Genomic DNA, 26759 nt, shown 5'->3' with positions numbered 1-26759 from the left:
CATGCCAATGATAATTGATTTTCTAAAACCAGGTATTTATATAAAAAGATGGATTGTTTTGATGTTGGTAAGTATTATCTTAATCTCTGCTTCTTTAACAAAAAGCATTGATGTTTTTAATGTCTCAGTGGTACTTCGCACCTCTTTGCGCATAGGACTATTTATTTTAGGAATTGGAGTTTTTTTAATTTCGTTGATGGGTTTAATAAAAGGTTTTATAAGGCTTTTAAACAAGAGCCTGCCGTACAGAATAAGTCAGAAGACCATATTTGATGCTATATATTCAAAAGGGTTTTTGGAAAAAGGACCAAGGATTGTTGCAATCGGTGGTGGCACGGGACTTTCTACAATGCTCAGGGGTATAAAGAATTTAACTGCAAACATCACAGCAGTTGTAACTGTTGCAGACGATGGTGGTGGGTCTGGAAAGCTCAGGGAAGACCTTGGCATGCTTCCGCCAGGTGATATCAGAAACTGCATCCTGGCTTTGGCAAACACAGAAGAGATTATGCAAAAGCTTTTGAATTACAGGTTCAAGGAAGGAAGCCTTAAAGGACAGAGTTTTGGCAATCTGTTTTTAGCTGCAATGACAGGAATTGCAGGGAGTTTTGAAAAAGCGGTAAAGCTCATGAGCGAGGTTTTAGCGGTTCGAGGAAAAGTTTTGCCTGTGACTCTTGACAATATTAATCTTTGTGCTGAGCTTGAAGACGGAAGAATAGTTGTTGGCGAATCAAAAATTCCTGAAGAGGTGAAAAGTTCTAAACTACCTATAAAAAGAGTTTTTATAACTCCATCTGATGCAAAACCATATTCTGAAGTTCTGGATGAGATTGAAAGGGCGGATGTGATAATAATTGGACCTGGGAGCCTTTATACAAGCATAATGCCAAATCTTGTGTTTAAGGAGGTTGTTGAGAGTATAAAGAAAAGCAGAGCAAAGAAGATTTACATTGCAAACATCATGACGCAGCCGGGTGAGACAGAGGGCTATCTACTGTGTGACCATATTGAGGCAATAGAAAGACATTGCGGTGGAAAGATTTTTGACATTGTTATTGTGAACAACCAGCCAATTCCTCCAGATGTACTTGAGAGATACAGAGAAGATGGTGCACAGCCTGTCTGGAGTGACAAGAAAACAGTTGAGAAGGGATATACAGTGGTAGAAGAAGGACTTTTGAGCATTTCTAACGGGCTTATTCGTCACAACTCAGCAAAGCTTGCAAGGCTTCTGAGCAACATAGTCTTTGGCAAGGATGTTATTCATGAGTACAGGTTAGGATATCTGAGATTGAAAAATTTTAGTAAACCGTTTAAGAGCTGAAGCGCGGCAAACAAGCTTTCTGTTTTGGGGGTAAACAAAGATGTCTTTTTCATCGGCTGCAAAAGCAGAGGTGAGCAAAAAGCTTTCTCAAAATTCCTGCTGCGTAAAAGCTGCAGCTGCAGCGTTTTTAAAGTTTGCAGGCTCTATATATGAGCTTGATGGGACATTTTCGTTTAAAACCTCATTTGAAAACGCCCAGACTGCAAGGTCTTTTTTCCTTCTCATGAAAAACGGGTTTTCAAAACACTGTGAGGTTAGCATTAAGAAAAATAGTAAGTTGCAGAAAAACTATGTTTACACCATATTTCTGCCTCCAAGCAATGACAACTTGAGAATTTTAAAAGACCTTCATTTTGTCAGGAAAGGTGCGAAAGAGTATCACCTCAGTTTTTCGCTAAAAGAGGAGCTTGTGAAGAAAAAATGTTGCAGGAAAGCTTTTTTGCAGGCAACTTTTTTGTCGTGCGGTTCTATCACAAACCCTGAAAAGATGTATCATTTGGAGTTTGATGTGAAAACAAAGGATGATGCGGAGTTTTTGCAGAAGGTTTTAAAGAGTTTTGAGTTTGAGGCAAAAATTGTTGAAAGAAAGTCTCATTATGTAGTATACTTAAAAGAAGGTGAACAGATAGTAGACTTTTTAAACATAATTGGAGCACATTCTTCGCTTTTAGAACTTGAAAACATCCGCATAGTAAAAGAGCTCAGAAACAATGTCAACCGTCTTGTCAATTGTGAAACAGCTAACCTTGAAAAGACCATAAATGCCTCTATGAGGCATATTGAGAATATTGAGTTTATCGAAAGAACAATTGGAATTGACAGCCTTCCACAGAATCTACAAGAGATAGCACGCCTTAGGATTAAATATAAAGATGCTTCTTTGAAAGAGCTAGGTAAGATGCTTAAAAAACCTCTTGGCAAGTCTGGTGTCAATCATAGGTTGAGGAAAATAGATAAAATTGCCGAGGAACTTAGAAAAGGAGGAAGAGTATATGCAAAGCCTTCACATGAAGATTGAAAATTCTCAGGGGATCTCCTCAAGAGCTGCAGCCCTGCTTGTCCAGGTTGCAAGTAAGTTCAAGTCCCTAATTTTAATAGAAAAAGATGAAAAAAGAGCCAATGCAAAGAGTATAATGGGTTTGATGTCGCTTATGGTGGACTATGGCGATGAAGTGACAATTATTACAGATGGTGAGGATGAGAAAGAAGCTTTAGAAGCTGTTTTGAAGCTTATTCAGTCAGATTTCAGCGAGCAGGTTGCTGATGAAATTACCCAGCAAGAAACAAAAAAGGAAAACGAAAGAGAAAACGGTGAAGATAACAATGAATAAGTATTTTGGAGGGGCTGCTTAATTTTTTTTAAGCAGCTTTTTTTAAAATTAAGAAGAGAGGATGGTATTAGCTTTGCTAAAAGATGAGCTTTACAGAAGAGTTTTGATTTTTGATGGTGCGATGGGTACCCAGCTTATTCAAAATGGGCTAAAAGAGGATGAATGTCCAGATTTGTGGTCGGTAACACGACAGGATGTAGTTGCATCCATTCACAGGCAGTACTTTGAAGCCGGGTCTGACTGTGTTGAGACAAATACCTTTGGCGCAAACAGAGAAAAGCTTAAAAAATATGGACTTGAAAATGAGGTTGAGAATATAAACAAATGTGCGGTCAAGCTTGCAAAAGAGGTCGCAAAAGAGTATAGCGGGTATGTTGGACTTTCTGTTGGACCAACAGGCAGGCTTTTTACCCCTTCAGGTGATCTTAGCTTTGATGAGGCAGAAGAGATATTTTATGAACAAATTCTGAGCGGAATTCAAGCGGGAGCAGATTTTGTTTCGATTGAAACCATGTCTGACATAAAAGAAGCAAAGGCTGCATTTTTTGCATATAAAAAGGCAAAAGAAGAGATGAATAAAGATATACCGTGTTTGGTTTCTCTTACGTTTGAACAAAACAAGAGGCTTTTGATGGGAACCCCTCCTGAGGTTGCAGCGTACTATTTCAGTGTGATTGGCTGTGACATTGTTGGTGCTAACTGCTCTGGTGGTGCGATGCAGCTTTTAGAGGTTATAAAGCAGATGCAAGGTTTTTCGTTTGTTCCGCTTTCAGTAAAGCCGAATGCAGGACTGCCCAAGGTGGTTGATGGCAAAACTGTGTATGAAAGCTGCATTCCTGAGTTTGTAAATTTGGCAGATGAGTTTGTTGAAAATGGAGTCAGGCTCTATGGAGGGTGCTGTGGTACAAACCCTGAGTATATCAGAGCAATATCAAAGGTTTTAAAAGGAAAAGAGGCTTTGTTTGAAAGCAGCACACAGAAAAGGTTTATAACATCAATTTATTCCTTGCTTGATATTTCTCAAAAATTTAGCGTATATGAATTCAAGCTCACAAATGATTTCTCAGCAGAAGCTGTCTTTGAACTTGCAGGGCTTGAAGAGGATGCAATCTTTGTTGATATTGATGAGAATGTAGAGCCTGAGGTTTTAAAAGAATTTTTAATAGAATCTCAGGATTTTTCAAAAAAACCTTATATTTTTAATATAGAAACAAGGTCTCATGCAGATGTTATTGAAAAGTATTACTTTGGCGTGTATGGGGTAGTAGGAAGCATACACGGCAAAAGCGCAGTCAAAGTGCAGATTTAAGAATAAGATGAGGAGGTTGCGAGTTGAAGAAAAGCTTTAGAGAGTTTTTGAAAGAGCAGTCTACCGTAATTTTTGACGGTGCAATGGGCACAGAGCTTTTGAACAGAGGATTTTCGCTGGACTTTCCACTTGAGTGGGCAAATGTAACAAGACCTGAGCTTGTAAAGCAAATTCACACAGACTATATTTTGGCAGGCGCAAGTAGCATTGAAACTAACACGTTTGGTGCAAATGAGTGCAAGCTCAAGGTTTTTGGGTTTGAAAACGAGGTTGAGAGGATAAACAGAAGTGCTGTCAGGATTGCAAAAGAGACAGCAGACGATAAAGTTTATGTCATAGGCAGTGTTGGACCGCTTGGGAAACCGGTTGGCAGTGGTTTTGAGATAGATGACAGAAGGGCAAAAGAGGTGTACAAAAGACAGCTTTATTTTCTTTTGGACGAAGGGGTTGATGCAATAATCTTTGAGACAGCTGCATCAACACATGAGGTCCAAATCGCAATTGAAGCTTTGAAGGAGCTAAATGATGAAATTCCATATATAATTCAGTTTTCTTTTACCAAAGATCTGAGCACAATATATGGGGAAGATATCTACAGGGTAATAGAATTTTTGAAATCCACAGATGCAGATGTTGTGGGACTTAACTGCGGCAATGGTCCTCAAAAGACTTTAGAAGCTTTAAAAATATTCTCACAGAATTTAAAAGGTCCATTTTCTGTCCAGCCGAATGCAGGGTATCCCCAGCTTGTGCAGGGAAGGCTTATTTATTCAACATCAGCTAAGTATTTTGCATCATTTGTTCCTGAATATATAAAGCTTGGTGCAAAAATTGTTGGTGGATGCTGCGGAACAACTCCTGAACATATAAAGGCTATAAAGGAAAAAGTAAAAGAGTTTTTACCCAGCATAGAGGTTGAAGTAATTGAGAGAAAAGAAGAACAGAAGGCAGTTTTAAAAGACACTCCATCTGAGCTTTCTCAAAAGCTTGGCAAAAAATTTATCTTTACAGTTGAGATAAGTCCACCAAAAGGGATTGAGCTTGAAAAGACAAAAGAGGGTGTGAAGCTTTTAAAAGAGGCTGGAGCAGACACAGTAAACATAGCAGACTCTCCAATGGCAAGGGTCAGAATCTCTCCAATTGCTCTTGCTCATATACTCAAAGAAGAGCTGGGTATGGAGTCAATACTGCACTTTACATGCAGAGATAGAAACCTTATCTCTCTGCAATCTGAACTTCTTGGTGCAGCAGCGCTTGGGGTTAAAAATGTGTTGGCGCTCACAGGCGACCCGCCATCAATTGGCGACCATCCCCAGGCAAAACCAGTGTTTGATGTTAACTCTGAAGGTCTTGTTTTAATTCTGAGCAGGCTAAATAGTGGTACAGATTACATGGGCAATCCAATTGGCAAGGCAACAAACTTTACAATAGGTGTTGCGCTAAATCTCAATGCAGATGATTTGGGAAAAGAAATAGAAAAGCTCAAACACAAGATTGAAAATGGGGCGCACTTTATCGAAACACAGCCAATTTATGAACCAGAAACTTTAGAGAGATTTTTTGAAAAAGTGGATTTTAAACTTCCACCTATTTTAGGTGGGATTTTACCATTGAGGTCCTCCCGACATGCTGAGTTTTTGCACAATGAAGTGCCGGGAATCACAATACCTGATAAAATTCGTGAGAGAATGCGCAGTTCCAAAGAACCTGCAAAAGAGGGTGTAGAGATTGCCTGTGAGATAGTTGAGAAAATAAAACACATGGTAAGCGGCATCTACATCATGCCACCATTCGAAAAATATGAGATGGCTGTGGAGATAATTAAGAATTTTAAATATTAAAATAATTATGAAAAATGCAAAGAGGCTGCGAAAGCAGCCTCTTTATTTTTCTTTGACTTTCAATAGAAAAATATAGTATAATTTTCTTAATATAACACACCATCATTTAATCTTTCCTGAGAGGAGAAACCTCAAAGATGAAAAGAGCATACCTTTTGCAAAAACTTAATTTAAGCGTTCTTGATGATGCAAAGTCAAATGAGCTTGTAATTCTTCCCCGCCGGTTTGTTATAAATAAGCTCAAAGAAAGGCTTGTTGAGAAAAACGGAGTGCTTTTTGATATCGATATATTTACATTTGATGATTTGATAAACCCTGCCAAAAATGAGGTGTTAAAGACACGAAAGATAATCACACGAGAGCAGGAGGTTTTGGTTGTATTTCAACTTCTCAAAAGCATTTTCAAAGGGAAGAAAAGCTTCGAAAATGTTTTGACATACGAGTTTACGAGTCAGGTCATATACCTTTTGAATTTGATGTTTTTAGAGTCAAAAGAGTATTCTCAAAAAGACTTAGCGGCATTCGAAAACTACAATTTCTTGAAAGTACTCTTTCAAAGGTATAAAGAATACCTTGACCAAAACAACCTTGTGAACTTTTCCTACCTTCAGGATTTGGCTATAAAACTTTTTGAAGAAGACAAACTTGAGTTTAAAGAATATAGTGCTGCCAAGATAGCATTTTTTACAGATTTCAGATGCGACCAAAAGAGAATACTAAAACTTATTGCAGAGGAAATAACTGATATAGAAGTTTTCATGCCGTTTTTTGATGATATTGAGATCTGCATAGAAACTGCCAAGTTTTTAGAATCGCTTGGATTTGACATAGTGTTTAGTACAAATAAAGAACATACATCGGCTAATTTAAACTCAACCTCTTGTCAGCTTAAAGTCTATTCCTATCCAAACATAATCCTTGAGATAAATTCTCTTGTGAAGGAGATTAAAAAAGATATTTCTGACAAAAAAATAGATTTTGACAAGATAGCAGTTGTTGTGCCAAGTGTGGAAAGGTACAAAGATGCTCTGGTGCAGACATTTTCTGAGGAGATGCTGCCTGTAAATCTTAGCTGTCAGAAGAGCCTTATAGAATTTGGATTTATCAGGTTTGTATTGGATCTTTTGGAGTTTTTGGGCGGAGAGTTTGACAAGCAAAATTTTGAGAGAATAATATCACACAGGTTTTTGAATAAAGAAAACGCAGACTTTGAGGTTTTGTTTACAAAAATAAAAGAGATTAACATTTTAGAGCTTGAACAGATAGAATTTGTGCTTGAAGAGCTGGAGTTTTTTGCAAATCTGTATGCGTTTGATAATGTGATTGAAAACCTCACTAAAATTAGAAGGATTTTTAACAGGCTCAAGAGAATAAAAAATGAATATGATAAGTTGCCAAAACCATTTGTCAGCTGGCTTGAAAAGACCAAAAAAGTGTTTGAAAAACTTGGTATAACAAAAGAAGCAGAGTTTGTAAATGACATTGAATTTGTCAAGGCGTTTTATCATTTGAATGAGATCTTCAAAAAAGGCCAAGAAGACTTTAAAGAATTTGATTCTGATTTTACTTTTGAAGAGTTTTTGGATATTTTTAAAACCATTCTTTCTCAGAAGATGGTTGACGTTTCGATTAATATCTTAAGTGGCATTGATGTTCTTAGCATTCAAGATGTTCTGGGCGCTGATTATCAAAAGGTTTATCTGATTGGGTTTTCAGATGATATTTTGCCACGCTCAAATTCTGAAGGATTTTTGCGAAACATGAGATTAAAAGAAGAGCTCATGCTTGATGAAATAAAGGATTTTGACTACATATTCCAAAAAGACCTTGTACACTTTAGAAGTATTTTAAACTCCCATGATGTGTATATGTCATATCCCCGTTACTACCAAACACAGACAAACATGAGCCCATTTTTAGAGTTAGAAGGTATTGAAGAAGTACCTGTGTTAAAAAGCTACATGCCAAGTGATGATAAGTTGACATATAGAGAGTATAAGTTTGTAAAAAATATAAATACAAAGGATACTGAAAAAACTTGCAGAACTTTCCAGGTTCCTGAGATTTTTTACATAAGAGACAGAGAGCTTATCGAACTTGATAGTTGTCCGCTTAAGTTTGCATTTAAAAAGTTTAACATTGATGAGATAGAAAAAGAAGAAAAACATTTTTTATCAAACCTGCAGCTTCTGTTTTCATGTATCCAGAAGATGCTTTTGTCAAAAGAGCCAGAGGAAGTGCTTGGGTTTCTGATTTCAAACATTCGATATACCCACAATGAACCTGTGAAAAAACTTGCAGCTTTGGACATCATCCAGATATCCTTAGAGATTGTAGAGAGAATGATTGAATATGGCGTCAAAGAATTTGTCCCTCAAAATATGAAAGAAAGAGTGCTTGTAATAAAAAAGATGGTTGAAGGTATTGAACTTCAGCTATTTCCAAATTTTGTTGTCAAAGTGGGTGATGAAGAGATATTAGGGTTTGTAAAGGCAAGGCGTGAATCTAAAAATGAAGGCATTGATAAAATTTGGCTTGCAACTTACATCTTTGAGCTTGACAAGATTGCGGTTATTTATCTTTTCGAAAATCCGCGATTTGTTATTTATGAGAATACTCATGTTCCTTTGGACAAGTTAAATGAACAGATTTTAAATGGTATAAAAGAAAAAATACAAAAGCTTTCTAATATTGAAACTTACCAGAAGATGCAGTCTTTTAAAAACTGTATGTCATGTGAGTACAGCCATGTTTGTATTCTGTTTTAAAAACAAAAAAGTCAGAGGGATGGTCGAAAGATGAGCAATATAATCATCTATACTGCTTCTGCCGGCTGTGGTAAAACAGAAAGTATAGCAAACCTTTATATAGACCTCATAAATTCCCAAAAAGCTCTGCCAGCTGAAATTGTCTGCATAACATACACTGAAAAAGCAGCAAGAGAGCTTAAAAACAGAATAATCTCAAAAGCAAAGCAAAGATGGCTTGATTTGGTCACAATTTCAAAGATTCAAAACTCTCATATTAAAACCATACACTCATTTTGTATGTATCTTTTAAGATTTTACTGGGCATGGGCGAAGGTTGACACAAACTTTAAAATTGTCCCTGAACAGAATAGACTAATACTAAAGCTTGTGGACCATTATCTTTCAGTTTATCCTGAAACTTTGGGGAAACTGTCACATGAGAGGTTTTTCATTGAAGAGTATTTTCACTTTGCAGAAAGTATTGTACAGGAGTATTTTAATTCAGCAAAGTATGTTGAAAAAGCTTGCCACCTTGAAGATGAAATGTTTCATGTTTTCGATTACTTATCAGACAGGTTAAATGACCAGTTTTTAAAAGAACTCACATACGATTTGGTTTTGCATAGGACTTTTGAACTTTTAAGCATTCCAGAGGTAAATAGAGATGTAAAGAGCAGATTTAAATTCTTGATTGTTGACGAGTTTCAAGACTCAAACTTTTTACAAAAATCAATCTTTGAAAATATAGCTGAAAACATTTATTATGTTGGAGACAAAAAACAGTCCATTTACCGTTTCCAGGGTGCAGAGCCAGAGGTTTTTGATGAAGCTATAGAAAACTGCAGCCAGGTTTTAGAGCTCTGTGAAAACTTTAGAACAAACTCAGAACTTGGCAAAAAGATAGATAAAATTGCCACAATACTTTTTCCAAACTACAAACCACTTTCTTACAAGCATCAAGCTGACGGATTTTTAAAGGTTGTGGAGATTGTAAATAAAGCAAGAGAAGAGATTATTCAAAATGAAGCTATTTATGTTGCAAAAAAGATAAAAGAGATGGTTGAAAGTGGTTTTGAGATAAGTGTGGGCGGCAAGCCAAAAAGAAAGGTGAAATATTCTGACTTTGCAGTGCTTTCGCGAAAGATTCAAAATATTGCTCATATTTACAAAAAGGTGTTTGAAGATTATGATGTTCCGCTTGATATTAATTTCAAAAGAGGGCTTTTGGAGCAAAAAGAGATAGTGCCGCTTTTGGGCTTTCTTGAGATTTTGCAATATCCAGACAAAAAATCTGGGTACTTAAGACTTCTTGCAAATGACATATTTAAAGTGGACAGATTTACGCTTCTCTTTTGCGAGATGAGCAAAATAGAATGTTATGTTCCAGAAGATGTTTTAAAGTTCATTGCAAAACAGCGTGATAATCTGTTTGTGAAAAAGATTTCAGAGATTTTGTATGAGTTTGAAGATATGTTCGAATATAGTTACAAGGTCTATAAGTTTTTTGGCAAGGGTGCATACGAAAATGTCAGACTTTTTTACGACTTGGCAGAAGAGAGCAAAAGCTTTTCGATAGAAGACCTTTACAGTTATGTAAATTATCAAGGCGAAAGGTTTTCGAGCTTTTCTTCTCTTGATGACAGTGCAGTGCTTATCAGCATACATTCAGCAAAAGGACTCAGCTTTCCAATAGTGTTTTTGGTCGGACTTTGTGAAAGCACGGGTTATTTTTATGGCAGAAGCCCAAAGCTGAGAGGTTCTTATGACACAAGCACAAGAGAATATATAATTGCTCCTTTTTGGATGGAAAAAGAATATACAAGAATAAAGAATATATCAAAACAGCAGGAAAAAGAAGAGCTTAAAAGGCTTTTTTATGTTGCCATAACAAGACCGATGGCAGGGCTTTTCTTGATAAACTCAAGCTTAAGAGAAGCTATAAAGAAAAGAGGGGGAGCAAAGTCGTTTGGTGAAGAGGTGGGTTTGAGTTATATTCTCACAAAAGCTGAGGAGATTGGAATTGAAAAAGAAGTTGTGGAGATAAAAGAGGATGAAAAAACATCGCAGGATTTTGCCTCAAGATCAGAAAATAACCTATCTTTTGCTTTGCCTGCTGTGATTTTGCCTGACGAGTTTGAAAACAGGTTTAGGTTTTTGTCACCATCGCACATAATGGATTTTAAAAGATGCCCTGCCATGTTTTCACTAAAGTATGTAATGGGTCTTCCAGTTTTTGATGAACAAAGCTCAAAAGAGGAGATACAGCAAAATGCAAAAGTGCTTGGCACAACCGTTCACAGAGTTTTGGAACTCACAAGCTTGAAAGATATTCAAAGCTTAGATAGCAACATTGCCTTAGCCGTGCTTGAAAATGACTTTGAGAATGAAAGGATTGTGAAAGAGCTTATCTTAAACTTTTTTGAAAGTCAGTTTGCAAAGGAAATCAAAGATAAAGTGATAAAAGAGGAAAGTGAGCTTCGGTTTTATTTTAAACTTGGAAGTCAAATGATATATGGCATAATTGACAAGGTGTACCATCTTGAAGATAAGATTTTTCTCATCGACTTTAAAACAAACCTTCATTTTGATGATGCAAAGTTTAGTAGTTACATCCCCCAGCTTTTCATTTACACAATGGCAATGAAAGAAAGATTTCCACAGAAAAATATTTTTTCTTCTATCTTCTGGTTAAGAGAAGGGAAAAAGTTTGACTATGAGCAAAAAGATGAACACCTTGAAGATGTAATTGATGTGATAAAGAAAATAAGGAATATCAGAACCAGAAAGGATGTACTTGAGCTTATTGAAGATTCTTTAGATAGAAATTGCAATGGCTGTGAATATGAATTTTACTGTAAGGATGAGCAAAATATTAAATTGATAAGGAAAAAGCTTGAATAGATTTTCTTTTTTACTTGTTTTAAAAAAATTAGAGGTTTGCAAAGAAAGACAAAAAGAGGTTAAAATAAAATATGCGCGGTTTTGCTCAGAATAAATCAAAAAACATTTAAAAGGAGATATAGAATATGCTTGTTGATTTTATGAAAATATCAACCGTTGACTATCCAAAAAAAATTGCAGCTACTTGTTTTTTCGGTGGCTGCAATTTTTCGTGCCCTTTTTGCTACAACTCACAGCTTGTAAACTTCAAGGGTAGCTTCATGGATGATAGCATCTTTTTTGAATATTTAGACAAAAGAAAAGGCATAGTTGACGCTGTCTGCATTACAGGCGGAGAGCCAACTTTGAATGAAGAGTATTTAACTGAGTTTATAAAGAAAATAAAAAATCGTTCATTACTTGTTAAACTTGACACAAATGGCTCAAGATCAGAGGTTTTAAAAAGGCTTTTAGATGCTGGTCTTCTTGACTATGTCGCAATGGATGTAAAAGCCCCGCTTGAAAAGTACCCCCAGATCACAGGTTTTTCTGACGTTGATAAAATCAAAAAATCAGTAGAGATATTGAAAAATTCAAATATTGATTATGAATTTAGAACAACAGTGAACAAGAACCTTCATACAGTTGAGGATATATTAAATATTGCAAGGCTTTTAAAAGATAGCAGACTTTATGTCATAAAACCTTATAAATACACACCTGAAGTTTTAGATGAAAAAATAAGCGGAAATAAGGATTTGGAGATGGAATACTTGCAGGAGATCTACAATCGTGCAAAACAGGAAGGTATCGACAATATCAAAATTGGTGGCAAAGTCTAAATTTTTTGCTATTTATAGCGGTTTTGCACATACGAGGTGATTTTTATGACAAAAATCAAGGCACAGCTGCAGCAGATGGTTTTAGCATTCAAAGAGATAAATCCAAACGCTAAAAAGATCCTATTTTTTGAGCCCATTTTTACTATTCCCTATGCCATGTTTATCGTCTACTCCTCACTTTACATGACAAGAGTGGGAGTAAAGGATTACCAGATAGGACTGCTGTCAACAGTGTTGAACCTGGTGATGCTTATCACATCACCATTTGCAGGACTGCTTGTGAACAGGTTTGGACGCAAGAAGGTTCTTCTAATTGGCGATTTTCTGTCGTGGTGCGTGTATGCATATATATTTTTCTTTGCAAAAGATTTTACATGGTTTTTAATTGCTACCATCTTTAACGGACTTATGAGAATTCCTGAGCTTGCATGGCGACTTCTTTTAATGGAAGATGCAACCGAAAACGAAAGAGTGGCAATCTATTCTGTAACTGTATTTGTGTGGAATATGGGTAACCTTTTTGCGCCCCTGATGGGCGTCTTTGTTGCAAGGTTTGGCTTGATACCTGCAACTAAATGGACAGTCCTTGCGTTTGGGATTTTAGTAAATATACTAATTGTTGTAAGACATCTTGTGACATCTGAAAGCTCTGTGGGGCAAAAGATTGCACGGGAAAATTGTGATGCTAATGCTAATGGTTTTTCTGAGTGGTTTGACAGTCTAAAGTATATGGTCAAAAACAGGGAGCTTCTGCTGATTGTGCTTGTTACTATATTTGGTAATGTTGCTCTGATATTCAGAGACACGTACAAAACCATATATTTAAGTGAAGCTTTGCATTATCCAGATAGCATAATTTCGGTGTTTCCAACACTGTGGAGTGCAGTAGCACTTATATTTGTAATATTTTTAATTCCGAATCTGAAAGAACAAAAACATGACACTGTCCTTTTTTGGGGAATGCTCTCAATCACAGTTTCGAATGCTCTGATTTTGGTTGCACCGCCTGGCACATTTGGCTTTATTTTGATGATAGTTGTGACAGTGCTTGGCAGCATAGGAGCTGCAGTGTATTATTCATTTGTTGATGCTATCTTGGCAAATTCTGTTGATGATGAAAGAAGAGCGCATGTTCTGTCAATCACAATGTTTTTAATCTCTCTTTTTTCAATGCCGGTTGGTGCAATAGCCGGGCAGTGTTATACCTTTTCGAAAAGTTTGCCTTTTGTGCTTGCTACAATCTTTACCCTTTTGTGCACAGTTTTGATTTTCTTCAAGGTAAGAATAAGAAGAGCCCAAGAAAGACAGTAACTTGACGCTATTGTTCGGATATAATTCAAAATAATTACAAAGGTTGCAAGGATTTTGCCAAAGGTATAAAATAAAAAGCAGAAGTAAAAGTATCTGGGGGTGTAAAATGCCAACAGTAAAAGATGTTGCGAAAAGAGCTGGTGTCTCTGTTGCAACAGTTTCAAGGGTTCTCAATAACTCAGAGAAGGTCTCTGAACAGACGCGTCAGAAGGTTTTAAAGGCGATAGAAGAGCTGGGATTTAAACCAAACCTTCTTGCAAGAAATTTTCGCAAGGACAAGTCAAATCTGATATTAGTTATACTTCCTACAATTGCTAATAACTACTTTGCACGTGTTGTTAAAGGTATTGAGGATACTGCGCGAAAGAATGGTTATGGTATACTTCTCTGCACAACACAAAACAGTCCTGAAATTGCAGCTGAGTATTTAAAGCTTATAGAAAGAAAACAGGTTGATGGGGCGATAATTGCATCTGCAAAGATTGAGATTGATTTTTGCAAGGGGCTTGACACAAGAAGGATTGTTCAAGCATGTGAGTTTTATCCTTTTTTGGACACTTCATATGTAGCAATAGACCACAAAAGAGCGTTTTATGACGTTGTAGACTACCTTATAAAAAAAGGCAAGAAGAATATTCTATGCGCAATTGGAAACGAAGACATCCCTTCTGAGTTTGAAAGGAAAGAAGGATACAGAAAAGCTCTTGAAGAAAATGGATTGGAGTTTAGAGAAGAGAACGTCATAAGATGCAGCTATGGTTGGGCAGAGCTTTATGAGAAGCTAAAAAATCTTTGTTGTCTTAAAAAATACGATGCAATTGCCTGCTCTTCAGATTTGATGGCAGTTGGAGCGATAAAGGCTGCCAAAGCTCTGGGGCTTAAAATCCCTGATGAGTTTTCTGTGACAGGTTTTGACAATATCATGATGTCAAGGTTGTATGAGCCTTCAATCACAACTGTTGCACAGCCCATGTACTCAATAGGCGAAAAGGCTGCACAGATTTTGATTGATACGCTTGAAAGTCCTGATACTTTTAAAAAACAAAAGATTATACTTCCTCATGAGCTCAAAACACGAGAGTCTGCTTGATGTTTATTTTTTTATTTTAAAACCATTGTAATTGATTACACAATGAGATATAATATTTTATGTAATCAATTACACCAATAAAGGGGGAAGGCTAAATTGAAAAAGCTAAGGTTTGCAATAATCGGATGTGGTTCTATTACAAAGCACAGACATGCTCCGGAGGCAAAGCAAAATCCCAATGTTGAGCTTGTTGCTGTATGTGACAGGAATTTAGAACATGCAAAAGCTATTGCAGAAAAGTTTGAAGTTGAAAATGTCTATGATGATTACGAAAAGATGCTCAAAGAAATAAAACCTGATGCGGTAATAGTTGCAACGCCAAATTATCTTCATGCTGATGCTACCATAAAAGCTTTAAAAGAGGGTGCTCATGTTCTCTGCGAAAAGCCAATGGCAACAACAGAAGATGAATGCAGAATGATGGTAGAGACTGCAAAAGAGATGGGCAAGTTTTTGATGATTGCTCACAACCAAAGGTTTAATAGCGCCCACAAAAAGGCAAAAGAGATAATACAAAGCGGTGAGCTTGGGAAAGTGCTGAGTTTTAAAACTACCTTTGGTCATGGCGGACCTGAGAGCTGGAGCTCAGACAAGCCCGATACATGGTTTTTCCACAAAGAAACAGCAAGTTTTGGTGCTATGGGCGACCTTGGAGTTCATAAGATTGACCTTATGAGATTTTTGCTTGGTGAGGAGTTTGTTGAGGCAGCTGCGTTTGTTACAACTCTTTCCAAGAAGTATCCAAATGGTAAGCCAATTGACGTTGACGACAATGCAGTCTGCATTTTAAAGACACAGAGCGGCGCGATTGGAACGCTCACAGCTTCATGGACATACCCGGGAAGTGAAGATAACTCCACTGTAATCTACTGTGAGAAGGGTTCAATTACACTTTACGCAGACCCAAAATTTTCGATGATAATAAGATATGCAAACGGTCAAAAAGCATATTTTGAGCTTGATACAATGCAGACAAACGAAAGACAAACAAAATCAGGTGTGGTAGACGAATTTATTGATTGTATCTTGACAAACACACCACCCAAAATTTCTGGGGAAGAAGGTTTAAAGACCATGAAGGTTGTATTTGCATGTTTTGAGTCAGCAAAGACTGGCAGAATTGTGAGGATTGATTATTAAGCATTGGTCCAAATTCTAAAGATGGAAAGGGGAGCTGACGGTAATGAAACTTGGATTTTTAACAGCCTGTCTTCCAAGAGAAAGCCTTGAAAATCTTGTTGTGTGGGCAAAAAGCATTGGTTTTGAGATGCTGGAGGTTGCGTGCTGGCCTGTAAAAAATACCAGAGACTACTCTGGTACAAACTTGGATGTTGCAAATCTTACAGAAGAGCAAGCTGAAAGAATCAAAAAACTTTTTGAGCAGAACAATATGCAAATTTCTTCTCTTGCGTACTATGACAACAACCTGCACCCTGACCTTGTGATAAGAAAATCTTACCATGACCATTTAAAAAAGGTGATTGATGCAGCAAACCTTCTTGGCGTCAAGTATGTTGGGACCTTTGTTGGGAGAAACTATAACAAGACAATCAAGGAAAACTTTGATGAGTTTGAGATTGTCTTTAAAGAGATTTTGGAGTATGCAAAGGAAAAAGGAGTTTCTATTATAATTGAAAACTGCCCTATGCCGGGCTGGAACCCAAACGGTGGATGGATGGGTACAATCTCATATTCACCAGAACTTTGGGAAGAGATGTTTTCAAGGCTGCCTTACGACAACTTTGGTTTGAACCTTGACCCGTCACACCTTATTTGGCTTGGGATTGACCCTGTTTCGGTCATAAAAGAGTTCAAAGACAAAATATTCCATGTCCATGCAAAGGATACTCAGATTTTGAAAGACAAGCTCAATAAATATTCTATTTTTGGTAGCCAAATTCAAAGAAAAAATGAATGGGATATGGGATATTGGGTGTACAGAATGCCAGGTCGTGGCGAGATTGACTGGAAAGCATTTTTGAAAGAGCTAAAACAAAACGGGTATAACTTTGTTGTGAGCATAGAACACGAGGACCCAGAGTATGAGGGGACTGAAGAAAAAGTAAAAGAGGGACTAAGGCTTGGGTTTGAATATTTAAAAGGTATCTTGAATGAAATTTAGCAAAAAAATAGTTCATTTAAGTTATTTATGCGGTCGGGAGTAAAATTTTGCCGACCGTTTTTGTTTTGTAACAACTTTTTAATATTTGAGTAGTAGAAGCAGGCACAAAAAAAGGGTAAAATATTATATATGAAAACTTGAAAAAAATCAAAGTAAGGGGCAGGCAAAAATGGTAGGGTATTTACTGCCACATCCACCAGTCTTGATTCCCGAGATTGGGAGAGGCGAGGAGAAAAAGTGCCAGGCAACCTTAGATGCTTTGGAAAAAGTAGCAGATGAGATAGCTGAATACAAACCTGAGGTCATAGTCATAATATCACCCCATGCACCTGTGTTTTCGGATGCTTTTTTCTTGAACGACAAGCCAGAAATTAGTGGAAGCCTTGCAAGATGGGGTGTATATGGAATTGAATTTAGGTTTAAAAATAACCTTGAGATAGTTCAAGACATAGCAAAGATGTGTAGCCAGGAAGGTTTGACAGTTGGGTTTGTGTCAGACAAAATTCAAAAAAGATATGGAGTTTCGCGAGAACTTGACCATGGAGCATTAGTCCCGCTTTATTTTATCACCAAAAAGTATAAAGAATTTGAGCTTATTCACACATCTTACTGTATGCTTGATGATATAAAGCTTTATAAATATGGAATGATACTCAAAAGAGCAATCGAAAAACAAGGGAAAAGAGGCTTGATTGTAGCTTCAGGTGACCTTTCGCACAAACTCTCTTACGATGGACCTTATGGGTTTGCAAAAGAAGGACCTGAGTTTGACAGACTTTTGGTTGAACTTTTGCAAAGTAGCAATGTACGAGCACTCTATAGCATAGACCCTGAGCTTTCAGAAAAGGCGGCAGAATGCGGTTTTAGGTCCATAAAGGTTTTGCTTGGAGCATTTGAGGGGTATGAAGTAGAATCCAAGGTTTATTCTTATGAAGGACCATTTGGTGTTGGATACTGTGTTGCTGCCTTTTACCAGAAAGGGGAAGCAAATTCTTCTTTGCTTGATGAGATAGTGAAAAAAAGAGAAGAGAGACTTAAAAAGATAAGAGAAAATGAAGATGAATATATAAGACTTGCAAGAGAAAGCTTAGAATACTATGTAAGACACCGCAGGTACTTAGACCACATACCAGATTATGTCACAGAAAGGATGCTAAAAGAAAGAGCAGGAGTTTTTGTGTCAATCAAAAAAGATGGGAATTTAAGAGGCTGTATAGGCACAATTTTCCCCACACAGGAGAATATCGCAAAAGAGATAATCAGAAATGCTGTTGCAGCAGGGTTTCACGACCCGAGGTTTGAAGAGGTCAGAGAAGATGAGCTTGAAAGTTTAGTGTATGATGTTGATATTCTAAGTCCACCTGAGAAGGTAAGCTCAATTGATGAGCTTGACCCTAAAAAATATGGGGTTATTGTGAGAAAAGGGACAAGGCAAGGGCTTTTGCTTCCTGACCTTGAAGGGGTTGACACAGTTGAAGAGCAGCTAAGAATCGCCTGCAGAAAAGCAGGAATTGACTATGAAAGTGAAGATTTTGAGATAGAAAGGTTTACAGTTGAAAGACACAAGTAAGGGAAGAGGGTAGAATGGTTGAGGCAAGATATTATGAAAAGCTTGAAGGTAAAAAAGTCAAATGCAAGCTCTGTCCGCATGGATGCATTCTACCACAGGGCAGCACTGGTTTTTGCAGGGTAAGAAAAAATGTTGATGGCAGGCTTTTTTCGCTAAACTATGGCTGTATTTCTTCAATTGCATTTGACCCTATAGAGAAAAAACCTCTTTATCATTTTTATCCAGGGTCAAGCATACTCTCTATAGGGACATTTGGGTGTTCGTTTAGATGCCTTCACTGCCAGAACTTTGAGATTTCCCAGCTAACTCCAAATGTATTCGAGGTTGAGACTGAAAAGCTAATTGCTCTTGCCAAGAAAGACCCCAAGTGCATCGGTATTGCTTTTACTTACAATGAACCTACCATCTGGTTTGAATATGTAATGGATGTGGCAAAAGCTTTTAGACAGGAAGGGCTAAAGACTGTGCTTGTCACAAACGGGTATTTGAATGAAGAACCGCTCAATGACCTTCTTGAAGTGATTGACGCAGCAAACATTGATGTGAAAGCTTTTAATGATGAGTTTTATAAAAAGGTTTGCAGCGGGGATTTAGAGACGGTAAAAAGGTTTGTTGAGATTTGCGCTAAAAAGATTCATATTGAAATAACAACACTCATTATACCAACGTTAAATGATAGGGATGAAGAAATAGAAAGTCTTGCAAAGTGGATTGCCTCAATTGATGATAGAATTCCGCTACACCTTACAAGATATTTTCCAAGATACAAGATGACCCTTCCACCAACTCCAAAAGAAACGTTAATGAGACTGAGAGAGGTTGCTAAGAAGTATCTTGTGAATGTGTATCTTGGCAATATTTAAAAAATAGTGGGGGAGAAAGGTTTGCTGAAAGATTTTTCTTTTTATCTTCAGGAGTTTTTGAGAAATGTAACGCTTATAAGAATTTCGCCGTTTGATATTATTGACATTGCAATTGTGTCGTTTGTGATATACAAAATAATTGTGTGGATAAAAGACACAAGAGCGTATCAGCTCATAAAAGGAATAGCGGTGCTGATTGTTATTACACAGGTGAGCAAGTGGCTGAGTCTTAATGTCATAAACTGGCTTTTGACAAATACACTATCGTATGGTGTGCTGGCTCTTTTGATAGTTTTCCAACCAGAACTAAGACGTGCTTTAGAGGAGATTGGTAGAAGCAAAATCTGGGGCAAGTTTTTGTGGCTTGACCCTGATGAGGAAATGGTAATAAAGTGGCAAAACAGCGTTGAAGAGATTATAAAAGCTGTGATGTATCTTTCCAAGAATAAAATTGGTGCATTGATTGTTGTCGAAGGTCAGACCAAAATAGGGGATATTATCAACACAGGGATTATAATTGATTCAGAGATTTCATCCCAGCTTTTGATAAATATATTTATTCCAAACACCCCACTTCATGATGGCGCAGTGATTATAAGAGATGGGAAGATAAAAGCAGCTGCATGTTTTTTGCCTCTATCTGAGAACAGGTACATAAGTAAAGAGCTTGGAACACGGCACAGAGCAGCACTTGGGATTTCCGAAAATTCTGATGCAACAGCAATTGTTGTATCAGAAGAGACAGGTATTATTTCTGTTGCGTACAATGGTGGGCTTACAAGAAACTTAGGACCTGAGGCTTTAAGAAAAATACTTCTCAGGCCTTTGAAACAAGAAAAAGAGAAAAATGGGCTAAGTATTTTCAAGTGGAGGCGTTAGAGTTTGAAAAAGATTGCAATAAAAAAACCAAAAGACGACAATTTCTGGCTCAAAGTTGTTTCAATTTTGATTGCAATTGTTCTGTGGTTCTATGTAAATAGCATTATAAATCCTATAAAGAAAAGAGAGATAATTATTCCCATTAGATACAACATTGCAACTTTGTCAAAAGGTCTTGTGATGACAGAAGCTGATGCCAAAGAAGTGAGAATAGTTATAAGCGGTACACAGGATGAACTTAGCAAAGTAGATGAAAAGAATATCCAGGCAACGGTAGACTTTTCTGATATAAGACAGACAGGTGATGTAAAACTTCCAATAGCTATCCAGAACCCTTACCACAGGATTAACATAGAGAGTGTGTATCCTAAAAACGTTACAGTGTCTATTGACAATCTTGTGACAATCCAGAAAGATGTTTCGGTTGAGATAAATGGAAATCCTAAGAAAGGTTACATTATAAATAATTATCAGGAAGAGCCTAACGTGATAAGCATAAAAGGTGCTGAGAGTGATATAAAAGAGATTTCGAAATGCGTAGCTCAGCTGAACTTAAGTCTTAACGACAGGTCGTTCAAAGCGTCTGTACCTGTGAAGGTAATAGATTCAAGGGGAAAAGACATAACATCGCTTTTTGACCTGTCCCAAAAGAGCATAGATGTGTATGTGGAGATACTCAAGACAAAACAGGTACCTTTGAGTGTCAAGTTCAAAGGTAGTCTTCCACCAAGCAAAGTGATATCAAAGATAATTTTAAAACCTTCTACAATCAATATAGCAGGAAAAGAAGAAGACATAAACTCAATAAATGAGATTGTTGTGGGGACTATTGATACAAAGATGCTTGAAAATAAATCAACTTTTCAGTTTGACTTCAGTCTACCAAAGAATATAAAGTCTTTAGATAATGTAAAACAGGTTACAATCACTATATACACAGATTCAGTTGTCGAGAAATCTATCAATATCCCTGTTGAAGTGAGAGGACTATCACCAGGGCTTGTTGCAAAACTCAGCCCTGACAAAGCTACAGTGAAGCTCAAATACTACCAAAGTGCGCAAAATTCTGTAGATTTTAATTCTTTGAAGGCGTATGTGGACGTTTCAAATCTGACCAAAGGAAGTTACGACCTTCAGGTGTTGGTTGAAAAGCCTTCAAACATAGAAGATTTTGATGTCTTCCCCACTTACATAAGAGTGGAAATTTTAGAAAATAGTCAGTCTCAACCTCAATCTCAATAAAAGAATACTGGGTGCGAAGAAAAAAGAGGAGATGACCGATGCTGCTTGAGGAAAAGCTTTCTAATCTTCCAACATCGCCGGGCGTTTATATAATGAAAGATGAAAATGGAAATGTTATATATGTTGGCAAGGCTGTAAACCTGCGAAATAGGGTCAGACAGTATTTTCAAAACTCATCAGACATGCCGCCAAAGACAAAGCTCATGGTAAAAAAAATAAAAGACCTTGACTATATTGTGACAGACAACGAGGTAGAAGCTTTGATTTTAGAGTGCAACCTTATAAAAGAATACAGGCCCAAATACAATGTTCTGCTCAGGGATGACAAAAACTACCAATATATAAAGATAACAAACGAGATGTTTCCACGGCTTGTGACAACAAGAAAGGTTGAAAAGGACGGCAGCCGTTATTTTGGTCCGTATGTCAGTGGGTATTCTGTAAAGCAGACGGTGGAGCTACTCAAAAGCCTTTTTATGCTCAGGACTTGCAAGAAAAAGTTTCCTGACCAGCTTGGCAAGGGCAGGCCCTGCCTTAATTTTCATATAGAAAAGTGTCTTGGTGTGTGCAAAGGAGATGTATCTGAGGAAGAATACCAAAAGCTTGTTGACAGAGCTGTAAAGGTTTTGAGCGGCAAAGGCGATGAGATTGTTGAAGAGCTCAAAGCAAAGATGTTTGAATATGCCGGAAATCTAATGTTTGAAAAGGCGCAGGAGATAAAAAATAAGCTTTCAAGCCTTGAGCAAATAATTACAAAACAGAAAGTCGTTTATGCAGATGACAGAAGCGAAGATGTTATAAACTTTGCAAAAGATGACGCACACATTGCAATTGTTGTGCTGATTATCAGAAATGGCAAGCTTATAAACAAGGAAGAGTTTGTTTTGAAAGCTGAGGAGGACACATTTGAGAGGTTTTTAGAACAGTACTACTCTGATGTTGTATCGCTGCCAAAGGAAATCATAATTCCTCACAGAATAGAAAATGCTGACAATATTGAAAAGATGATTGAAAAACTTTATGGATTTAAAGTGAAGGTGATTACCCCAAAACAGGGTGAAAAAAAGCAGCTTCTTGACATGGCAAAAAAGAATGCAGAGATTTCCCTTGCGAACAGGCAAAGAGTAGATGATGTTTATGCTGAGGCGCTTTTAACTCTTAAAAATATCCTTGGGCTTGAAAATGAAATTGAGAAGATAGAAAGCTACGACATTTCCAACATTGCAGGTGCTGATAATGTAGGGACCCTTGTTGTGTTTGAGGATGGAAAATTCAACAAAGAATTTTACAGAAAGTTCAAAATAAAAGGATTTGAAGGGCAAGATGATATAAGAAGCGTCAAAGAGGTTTTGACAAGGAGGTTGACAAACTTAGAAAAACATGGGAGAATCCCTGATTTGATATTGATTGATGGTGGGCAAAATCAGGTCAATGCTGCTTTAGAGGTTTTGAACACTTTGGGATTTTCTATTCCTGTTGCTGGCATGGTAAAGGATGATAGGCACAAAACAAGGGACTTGATTTACAATGGTAAAGAAGTAGGTATTCAAGAGTATCCGCTTGTGTATAAACTTATATATGCTATTCAAGAAGAGACGCACAGGTTTGCGGTGAAGTTTCACAGAGAAGTTAGAAAGAAGCATCTGTATGAGTCAATTTTAGATGAAATAGAGGGAATAGGAGAGAAGAGGAAACTTAAGCTCTTTAGAACTTTTGGGTCAATTGACAATTTGCGAAAGGCAAGCATTGAAGAGATTGTAAAAGTGGCTGATATTCCATATGATATAGCTTTGAAAATAAAAGAAAAGATTGGAGTATAAAAATAAATTGACGCAGAAAGAAAGGTGTGGGTACAAATTGTTCTATACGACAGTTGGCAAAATAATAAAAGAGCTAAATTTAGAGTGTTTGACAGAAATCAGTGGAATTGAAGAGAGAAAGATAAAGGATATGAACTTAAATAGACCCGCTTTGCAGCTTATGGGGTTTTTTGAGTATTTTGATGAGCAGAGGGTTCAGATAATCGGAATCTCTGAGATGGCGTATTTGAAGACTATGACACCCTCGCAGCGAAGAAATGCAATTGAAAGACTTTTTCAGCGAAATATCCCGTGTGTGATAATTACCTCAAACCAGGAACCTTTTGAGGAGTTTTTAGAATTTTCCAAAAAGTATGGTGTTCCTCTTCTTCGCACTCAAGAGGTTACTACAAGGTTCATGACAAATTTGAGCACTTTTTTGACACACGAACTTGCACCAAGGATAACCCGCCATGGCACGCTGGTAAATGTGTATGGTGAAGGTGTTTTGATGCTTGGCGAAAGTGGGGTTGGGAAGAGCGAAACTGCTTTGGAGCTTGTGAAAAGAGGGCACATTCTTGTTGCCGACGATGCAGTTGAGATTCGAAAGGTTTCTGAAAAGACACTTGTCGGTGAAGCCCCCGAGATTATAAGGCATCTTATCGAAATTCGAGGGATTGGAATATTGGATGTCAAAAACCTGTTTGGTGTTGGGTGCGTCAAAGAGTCCGAAAGAATTGACCTTGTTATCCAGCTTGAAACATGGAAACAGGGCAAGGAATATGAACGGCTTGGTCTTCATGACCAGTACATAGAGATTTTGGGGATAAAAGTTCCAACAGTTGTGATTCCTGTACGACCCGGTAGAAATCTTGCTATAATTGTTGAGGTTGCAGCAATGAACAACAGACAAAAGAAGATGGGCTACAACGCAGCAAAAGCCCTCACCGAAAGACTTCAAAAACAGATGAGTAGGGGAAATGGAGCTGAATAAGGTTGTTTCCTTAGATGATGTCAAAGATGCTCTTTCTACATTGTATCAATCAAGCCAGAAGTAAAAACTGTAGCTGATGCTTCTGAAAAGCTATATACTGGTTCGAAACAGATTCAAGAAGGGCTGAAAACTTTTAGCAGCAGCTATGAGAAGTTCCAGAAAGAAGGAATTGCAAAACTGAATTCGAAGGCAAATGAGGTTATTGATAAGATTGAAGATATAAAAGATACTTTAGAAGCCATGAAAGACTTATCGCAGGAGTACAAAGCATTTACAGGTATCTCAAAAGATATGGATGGAGAGGTTAAATTTGTTTTGAAAACAGATGAAATAAGAGCTAAAGTTACAGAAAAGAATGTAGCAAAAACTCAATTAATTCCTACTACTACAAAAAAGACTGAAAAGAAGAGCTTTATCAAATGGCTTTTAGGACTGCTGCACATAAGTAATTTAAGATGAATTTTAATAAACTTTTAAGGGCAAGGCTGCAAGCTTTGCTCTTTTTATTTTTTGAAACTGAATTAATATCTTTCGATTTAACAGAAAGTTATGATTTATTAAGAAATTGGAGTTTGACATTATATATTGGGAAATTATATAATTATCTTATGAAAGTTAAGATATTTTGTAATTTAGGGAGTATGGTTCACAGTGTATAATAATGAAAAATATCCATCAAGGTTATATTTTCTTTTACAACTTGTTTTAATTATTGTAATTGTATTTATATGTTTTTTAAAGTATAAAACTTTACCCCACAAACTTTCAATTAATTTTAACTTGAATTCTGAGTTAAGTGCAATTATTAATAAAAGTGAGCTTATAAAAATTTCTTTACCTCTTGTCATTGTCCAATTAGTTATCTTGGTTATTTTTTATCTTTTCTTTGAACTAACAATAAGAGGGAAGATGAAACTTAGTGTGCCTTTAAAAGGAGACTCATACGAATTAAATTATAATATGAGAAAAATTATGACCTGCTCTTTTATATTGCTTTCTTGGATGGGTCAAATTTTCTTGAGTATTATCTTGCTATATACGTTTAAAGTGATAAAGTTAAACAAAGTTATGTTTCTTTTATTAGTATTTTTCTTTGCTTTCATAATATTCGGAAGTATGATCTATTTTATTATAAGACTTTTTAATGAAAGTGAAGAATAAATTAAAATTTCAATAATATGGTGAGAACAATGGGTGAGTTTGTATCAAATGTGGCAAGGCTTTTAGATGAGACAAAAACGAAAGAATTTTTGGCAGGTGTTCAACAAGGTATCCAACTTCTCTTGCACAACCTGCTTCAAAGTGCTATACTAAAAATGAAAAACTAAATATCTGGTTTTAAGGGGGAGCTGAGCGGGGTAAAGCTCGGCTGAGAGTAGGCACTAAAAAAATCCCTGTGCCTTGACCCTTTGAACCTGATCCGGGTAATGCCGGCGAAGGGAAAGCAAAGATTTAAAAGCCTTTAATGCAAAATAGTCCGGCATTAAAGGCTTTTTGTTTTATAAAAGATGGACCAAAATTTACACAAAAAGTTTAAAGAGCTGCCGGCAAAGGCAGCTTTTTGTTTTAATGGAGGTGAAAGCTTTGATAAGGGTAAATGACAAAGAGATGGAGTTTTGTGGAAGCATACTTCAGCTTTTGCTAAGTCTTAATTTAAATCCTCAAGTCTGTGCAGTTTTAGTCAATGGCGAAATTGTGAAAAAAGAGATGTGGGAAAATTTCTTGCTCAAAGACGGAGATTATGTTGAAATTGTCAGCTTTGTTGGCGGTGGTTAAAAGCTTCAAGTTTTGCAAGTTTAAAAACTATACGCAGAAAGGAGACGATTGATATGTTCGAGATAGGAGGCAAGACCCTCAAATCAAGACTTTTTGTTGGAACAGGAAAGCTTCCTGACTACTCACTTATTGAAAAGATGTACTATGAGGCAGGAGTAGAAGTTTTTGCAGTAGCTGTCAGACGAATTGGTCCAAATACCAAGCATACCAAAAACGTGTTGGAATATATCCCTAAAGATGCAATAATCATGGTAAACACTTCAGGTGCGCAGGACCACAAAGAGGCTGTAAAGATTGCAATGATAGGAAGAGAGCTTACAAATTCCAACTGGGTAAAGGTTGAAATTGAAAAGGATACAAAGTATCTTTTCCCGGACAGCATTGAGACTTTGAAAGCCTGCGAGATTCTGGTAAAAGAAGGGTTCAAGGTTTTCCCGTATATATACCCAGACCTCAACCTTGCAAAGGAGCTTGAGCAAATTGGTGTTGAAGCTGTCATGCCGCTTGGCTCACCAATTGGAACAAACAAAGGTATAGGTTGTGAAGTGCTTTTAAAACCGATTATAAACGAGATAAAAATCCCTGTGATAATTGATGCAGGGATAGGAAGACCATCTCATGCAGCAAAGGCTATGGAGATGGGAGCTGATGCTGTGCTTATCAACACAGCAATTACAACATCTTCAGACCCAGTGAAAATGGCTTTAGCATTTTCTAAAGCTGTTGAGGCAGGAAGACTTGCTTTTGAGGTTGGACTTTTGAAAGAATATGAGTATGCTCAGGCATCATCACCTTTGGAAGATTTTATAACAGGCTAAAATATATATTTCAAACAA

Annotated in this window: 21 protein-coding genes, 1 pseudogene and 1 riboswitch; all 22 genes and pseudogenes read left to right on the top strand. The window is 37.0% G+C overall.

Features of this window, described 5'->3' with window-relative positions:
* Position 1 precedes the first annotated feature (1 nt).
* The 22 genes and pseudogenes from OTK01_RS11775 to OTK01_RS11670 all read left to right on the top strand — a co-directional run bounded on the left by OTK01_RS11775 (position 2) and on the right by OTK01_RS11670 (position 26741).
* Positions 2 to 1324, top strand: coding sequence for a gluconeogenesis factor YvcK family protein (locus tag OTK01_RS11775; RefSeq protein WP_029227739.1), 1323 nt, complete (start codon positions 2 to 4; stop codon positions 1322 to 1324).
* 40 nt (positions 1325 to 1364) lie between these two features.
* Positions 1365 to 2342: a DNA-binding protein WhiA gene (gene whiA, locus OTK01_RS11770; RefSeq protein ID WP_013431694.1), complete on the top strand. Its 978-nt coding sequence runs from the start codon at positions 1365 to 1367 to the stop codon at positions 2340 to 2342.
* Entirely contained in the window at positions 2317 to 2655 is a 339-nt protein-coding gene (locus tag OTK01_RS11765; protein WP_014043133.1) for an HPr family phosphocarrier protein, read from the top strand. The genes whiA and OTK01_RS11765 overlap by 26 nt, the downstream gene beginning before the upstream one ends.
* A gap of 61 nt (positions 2656 to 2716) precedes the next feature.
* On the top strand, positions 2717 to 3964 hold the full coding sequence (locus OTK01_RS11760; RefSeq protein ID WP_029671869.1) for a homocysteine S-methyltransferase family protein: 1248 nt from the start codon (positions 2717 to 2719) through the stop codon (positions 3962 to 3964).
* Positions 3965 to 3987: 23 nt separating this feature from the next.
* Positions 3988 to 5805, top strand: coding sequence for a bifunctional homocysteine S-methyltransferase/methylenetetrahydrofolate reductase (locus tag OTK01_RS11755; protein ID WP_029227737.1), 1818 nt, complete (start codon positions 3988 to 3990; stop codon positions 5803 to 5805).
* Positions 5806 to 5942: 137 nt separating this feature from the next.
* Positions 5943 to 8573 carry a 3'-5' exonuclease gene (locus tag OTK01_RS11750; protein WP_029227736.1) on the top strand — a complete coding sequence of 877 codons (2631 nt, stop codon included), beginning with the start codon at positions 5943 to 5945 and terminating at the stop codon, positions 8571 to 8573.
* A 30-nt stretch (positions 8574 to 8603) separates the two neighbouring features.
* Positions 8604 to 11456 carry a UvrD-helicase domain-containing protein gene (locus tag OTK01_RS11745; protein ID WP_029227735.1) on the top strand — a complete coding sequence of 951 codons (2853 nt, stop codon included), beginning with the start codon at positions 8604 to 8606 and terminating at the stop codon, positions 11454 to 11456.
* Between the two features lie 125 nt (positions 11457 to 11581).
* A complete protein-coding gene (locus OTK01_RS11740; protein WP_029227734.1) occupies positions 11582 to 12277 on the top strand; it encodes an anaerobic ribonucleoside-triphosphate reductase activating protein in 696 nt (231 codons plus the stop codon).
* Positions 12278 to 12322: 45 nt separating this feature from the next.
* A complete protein-coding gene (locus tag OTK01_RS11735) occupies positions 12323 to 13588 on the top strand; it encodes an MFS transporter (RefSeq protein WP_029227733.1) in 1266 nt (421 codons plus the stop codon).
* A 106-nt stretch (positions 13589 to 13694) separates the two neighbouring features.
* Positions 13695 to 14678 carry a LacI family DNA-binding transcriptional regulator gene (locus OTK01_RS11730; protein WP_029227732.1) on the top strand — a complete coding sequence of 328 codons (984 nt, stop codon included), beginning with the start codon at positions 13695 to 13697 and terminating at the stop codon, positions 14676 to 14678.
* 96 nt (positions 14679 to 14774) lie between these two features.
* A complete protein-coding gene (locus tag OTK01_RS11725; protein WP_029227731.1) occupies positions 14775 to 15818 on the top strand; it encodes a Gfo/Idh/MocA family protein in 1044 nt (347 codons plus the stop codon).
* Positions 15819 to 15861: 43 nt separating this feature from the next.
* Positions 15862 to 16800, top strand: a complete 939-nt coding sequence (locus OTK01_RS11720; RefSeq protein WP_029227730.1) for a sugar phosphate isomerase/epimerase family protein — start codon at positions 15862 to 15864, stop codon at positions 16798 to 16800.
* Between the two features lie 169 nt (positions 16801 to 16969).
* Positions 16970 to 18370 (top strand): AmmeMemoRadiSam system protein A, encoded by a 1401-nt coding sequence (gene amrA, locus OTK01_RS11715; RefSeq protein ID WP_029227729.1) that lies wholly within the window; start codon positions 16970 to 16972, stop codon positions 18368 to 18370.
* A 14-nt stretch (positions 18371 to 18384) separates the two neighbouring features.
* Positions 18385 to 19233, top strand: a complete 849-nt coding sequence (gene amrS, locus OTK01_RS11710; protein WP_029227728.1) for an AmmeMemoRadiSam system radical SAM enzyme — start codon at positions 18385 to 18387, stop codon at positions 19231 to 19233.
* 21 nt (positions 19234 to 19254) lie between these two features.
* Positions 19255 to 20112 carry a diadenylate cyclase CdaA gene (cdaA, locus tag OTK01_RS11705; protein WP_029227727.1) on the top strand — a complete coding sequence of 286 codons (858 nt, stop codon included), beginning with the start codon at positions 19255 to 19257 and terminating at the stop codon, positions 20110 to 20112.
* Between the two features lie 3 nt (positions 20113 to 20115).
* Positions 20116 to 21354 (top strand): CdaR family protein, encoded by a 1239-nt coding sequence (locus OTK01_RS11700; RefSeq protein ID WP_029227726.1) that lies wholly within the window; start codon positions 20116 to 20118, stop codon positions 21352 to 21354.
* A 38-nt stretch (positions 21355 to 21392) separates the two neighbouring features.
* Positions 21393 to 23174: an excinuclease ABC subunit UvrC gene (gene uvrC, locus OTK01_RS11695; RefSeq protein WP_029227725.1), complete on the top strand. Its 1782-nt coding sequence runs from the start codon at positions 21393 to 21395 to the stop codon at positions 23172 to 23174.
* 37 nt (positions 23175 to 23211) lie between these two features.
* Positions 23212 to 24147, top strand: a complete 936-nt coding sequence (hprK, locus tag OTK01_RS11690; RefSeq protein WP_029227724.1) for an HPr(Ser) kinase/phosphatase — start codon at positions 23212 to 23214, stop codon at positions 24145 to 24147.
* A 240-nt stretch (positions 24148 to 24387) separates the two neighbouring features.
* Positions 24388 to 24606, top strand: a complete 219-nt coding sequence (locus tag OTK01_RS11685) for a hypothetical protein (protein ID WP_029227723.1) — start codon at positions 24388 to 24390, stop codon at positions 24604 to 24606.
* Between the two features lie 722 nt (positions 24607 to 25328).
* Positions 25329 to 25424 (top strand): annotated as a pseudogene (locus tag OTK01_RS13380) (Rpn family recombination-promoting nuclease/putative transposase); the annotation flags it as partial.
* 55 nt (positions 25425 to 25479) lie between these two features.
* Positions 25480 to 25606, top strand: a riboswitch (TPP riboswitch).
* A gap of 125 nt (positions 25607 to 25731) precedes the next feature.
* Complete coding sequence (gene thiS / locus OTK01_RS11675) at positions 25732 to 25923, top strand: sulfur carrier protein ThiS (protein WP_029227722.1); 192 nt, start codon at positions 25732 to 25734, stop codon at positions 25921 to 25923.
* A 53-nt stretch (positions 25924 to 25976) separates the two neighbouring features.
* Positions 25977 to 26741, top strand: a complete 765-nt coding sequence (locus OTK01_RS11670) for a thiazole synthase (protein WP_029227721.1) — start codon at positions 25977 to 25979, stop codon at positions 26739 to 26741.
* Positions 26742 to 26759: the final 18 nt, after the last annotated feature.

Source organism: Caldicellulosiruptor acetigenus, assembly GCF_026914305.1.
GTDB classification, from domain to species: domain Bacteria; phylum Bacillota; class Thermoanaerobacteria; order Caldicellulosiruptorales; family Caldicellulosiruptoraceae; genus Caldicellulosiruptor; species Caldicellulosiruptor acetigenus.
The sequence above is the reverse complement of the archived record's forward strand: the minus strand, read 5'-3'. Positions and strand labels throughout refer to the sequence as shown.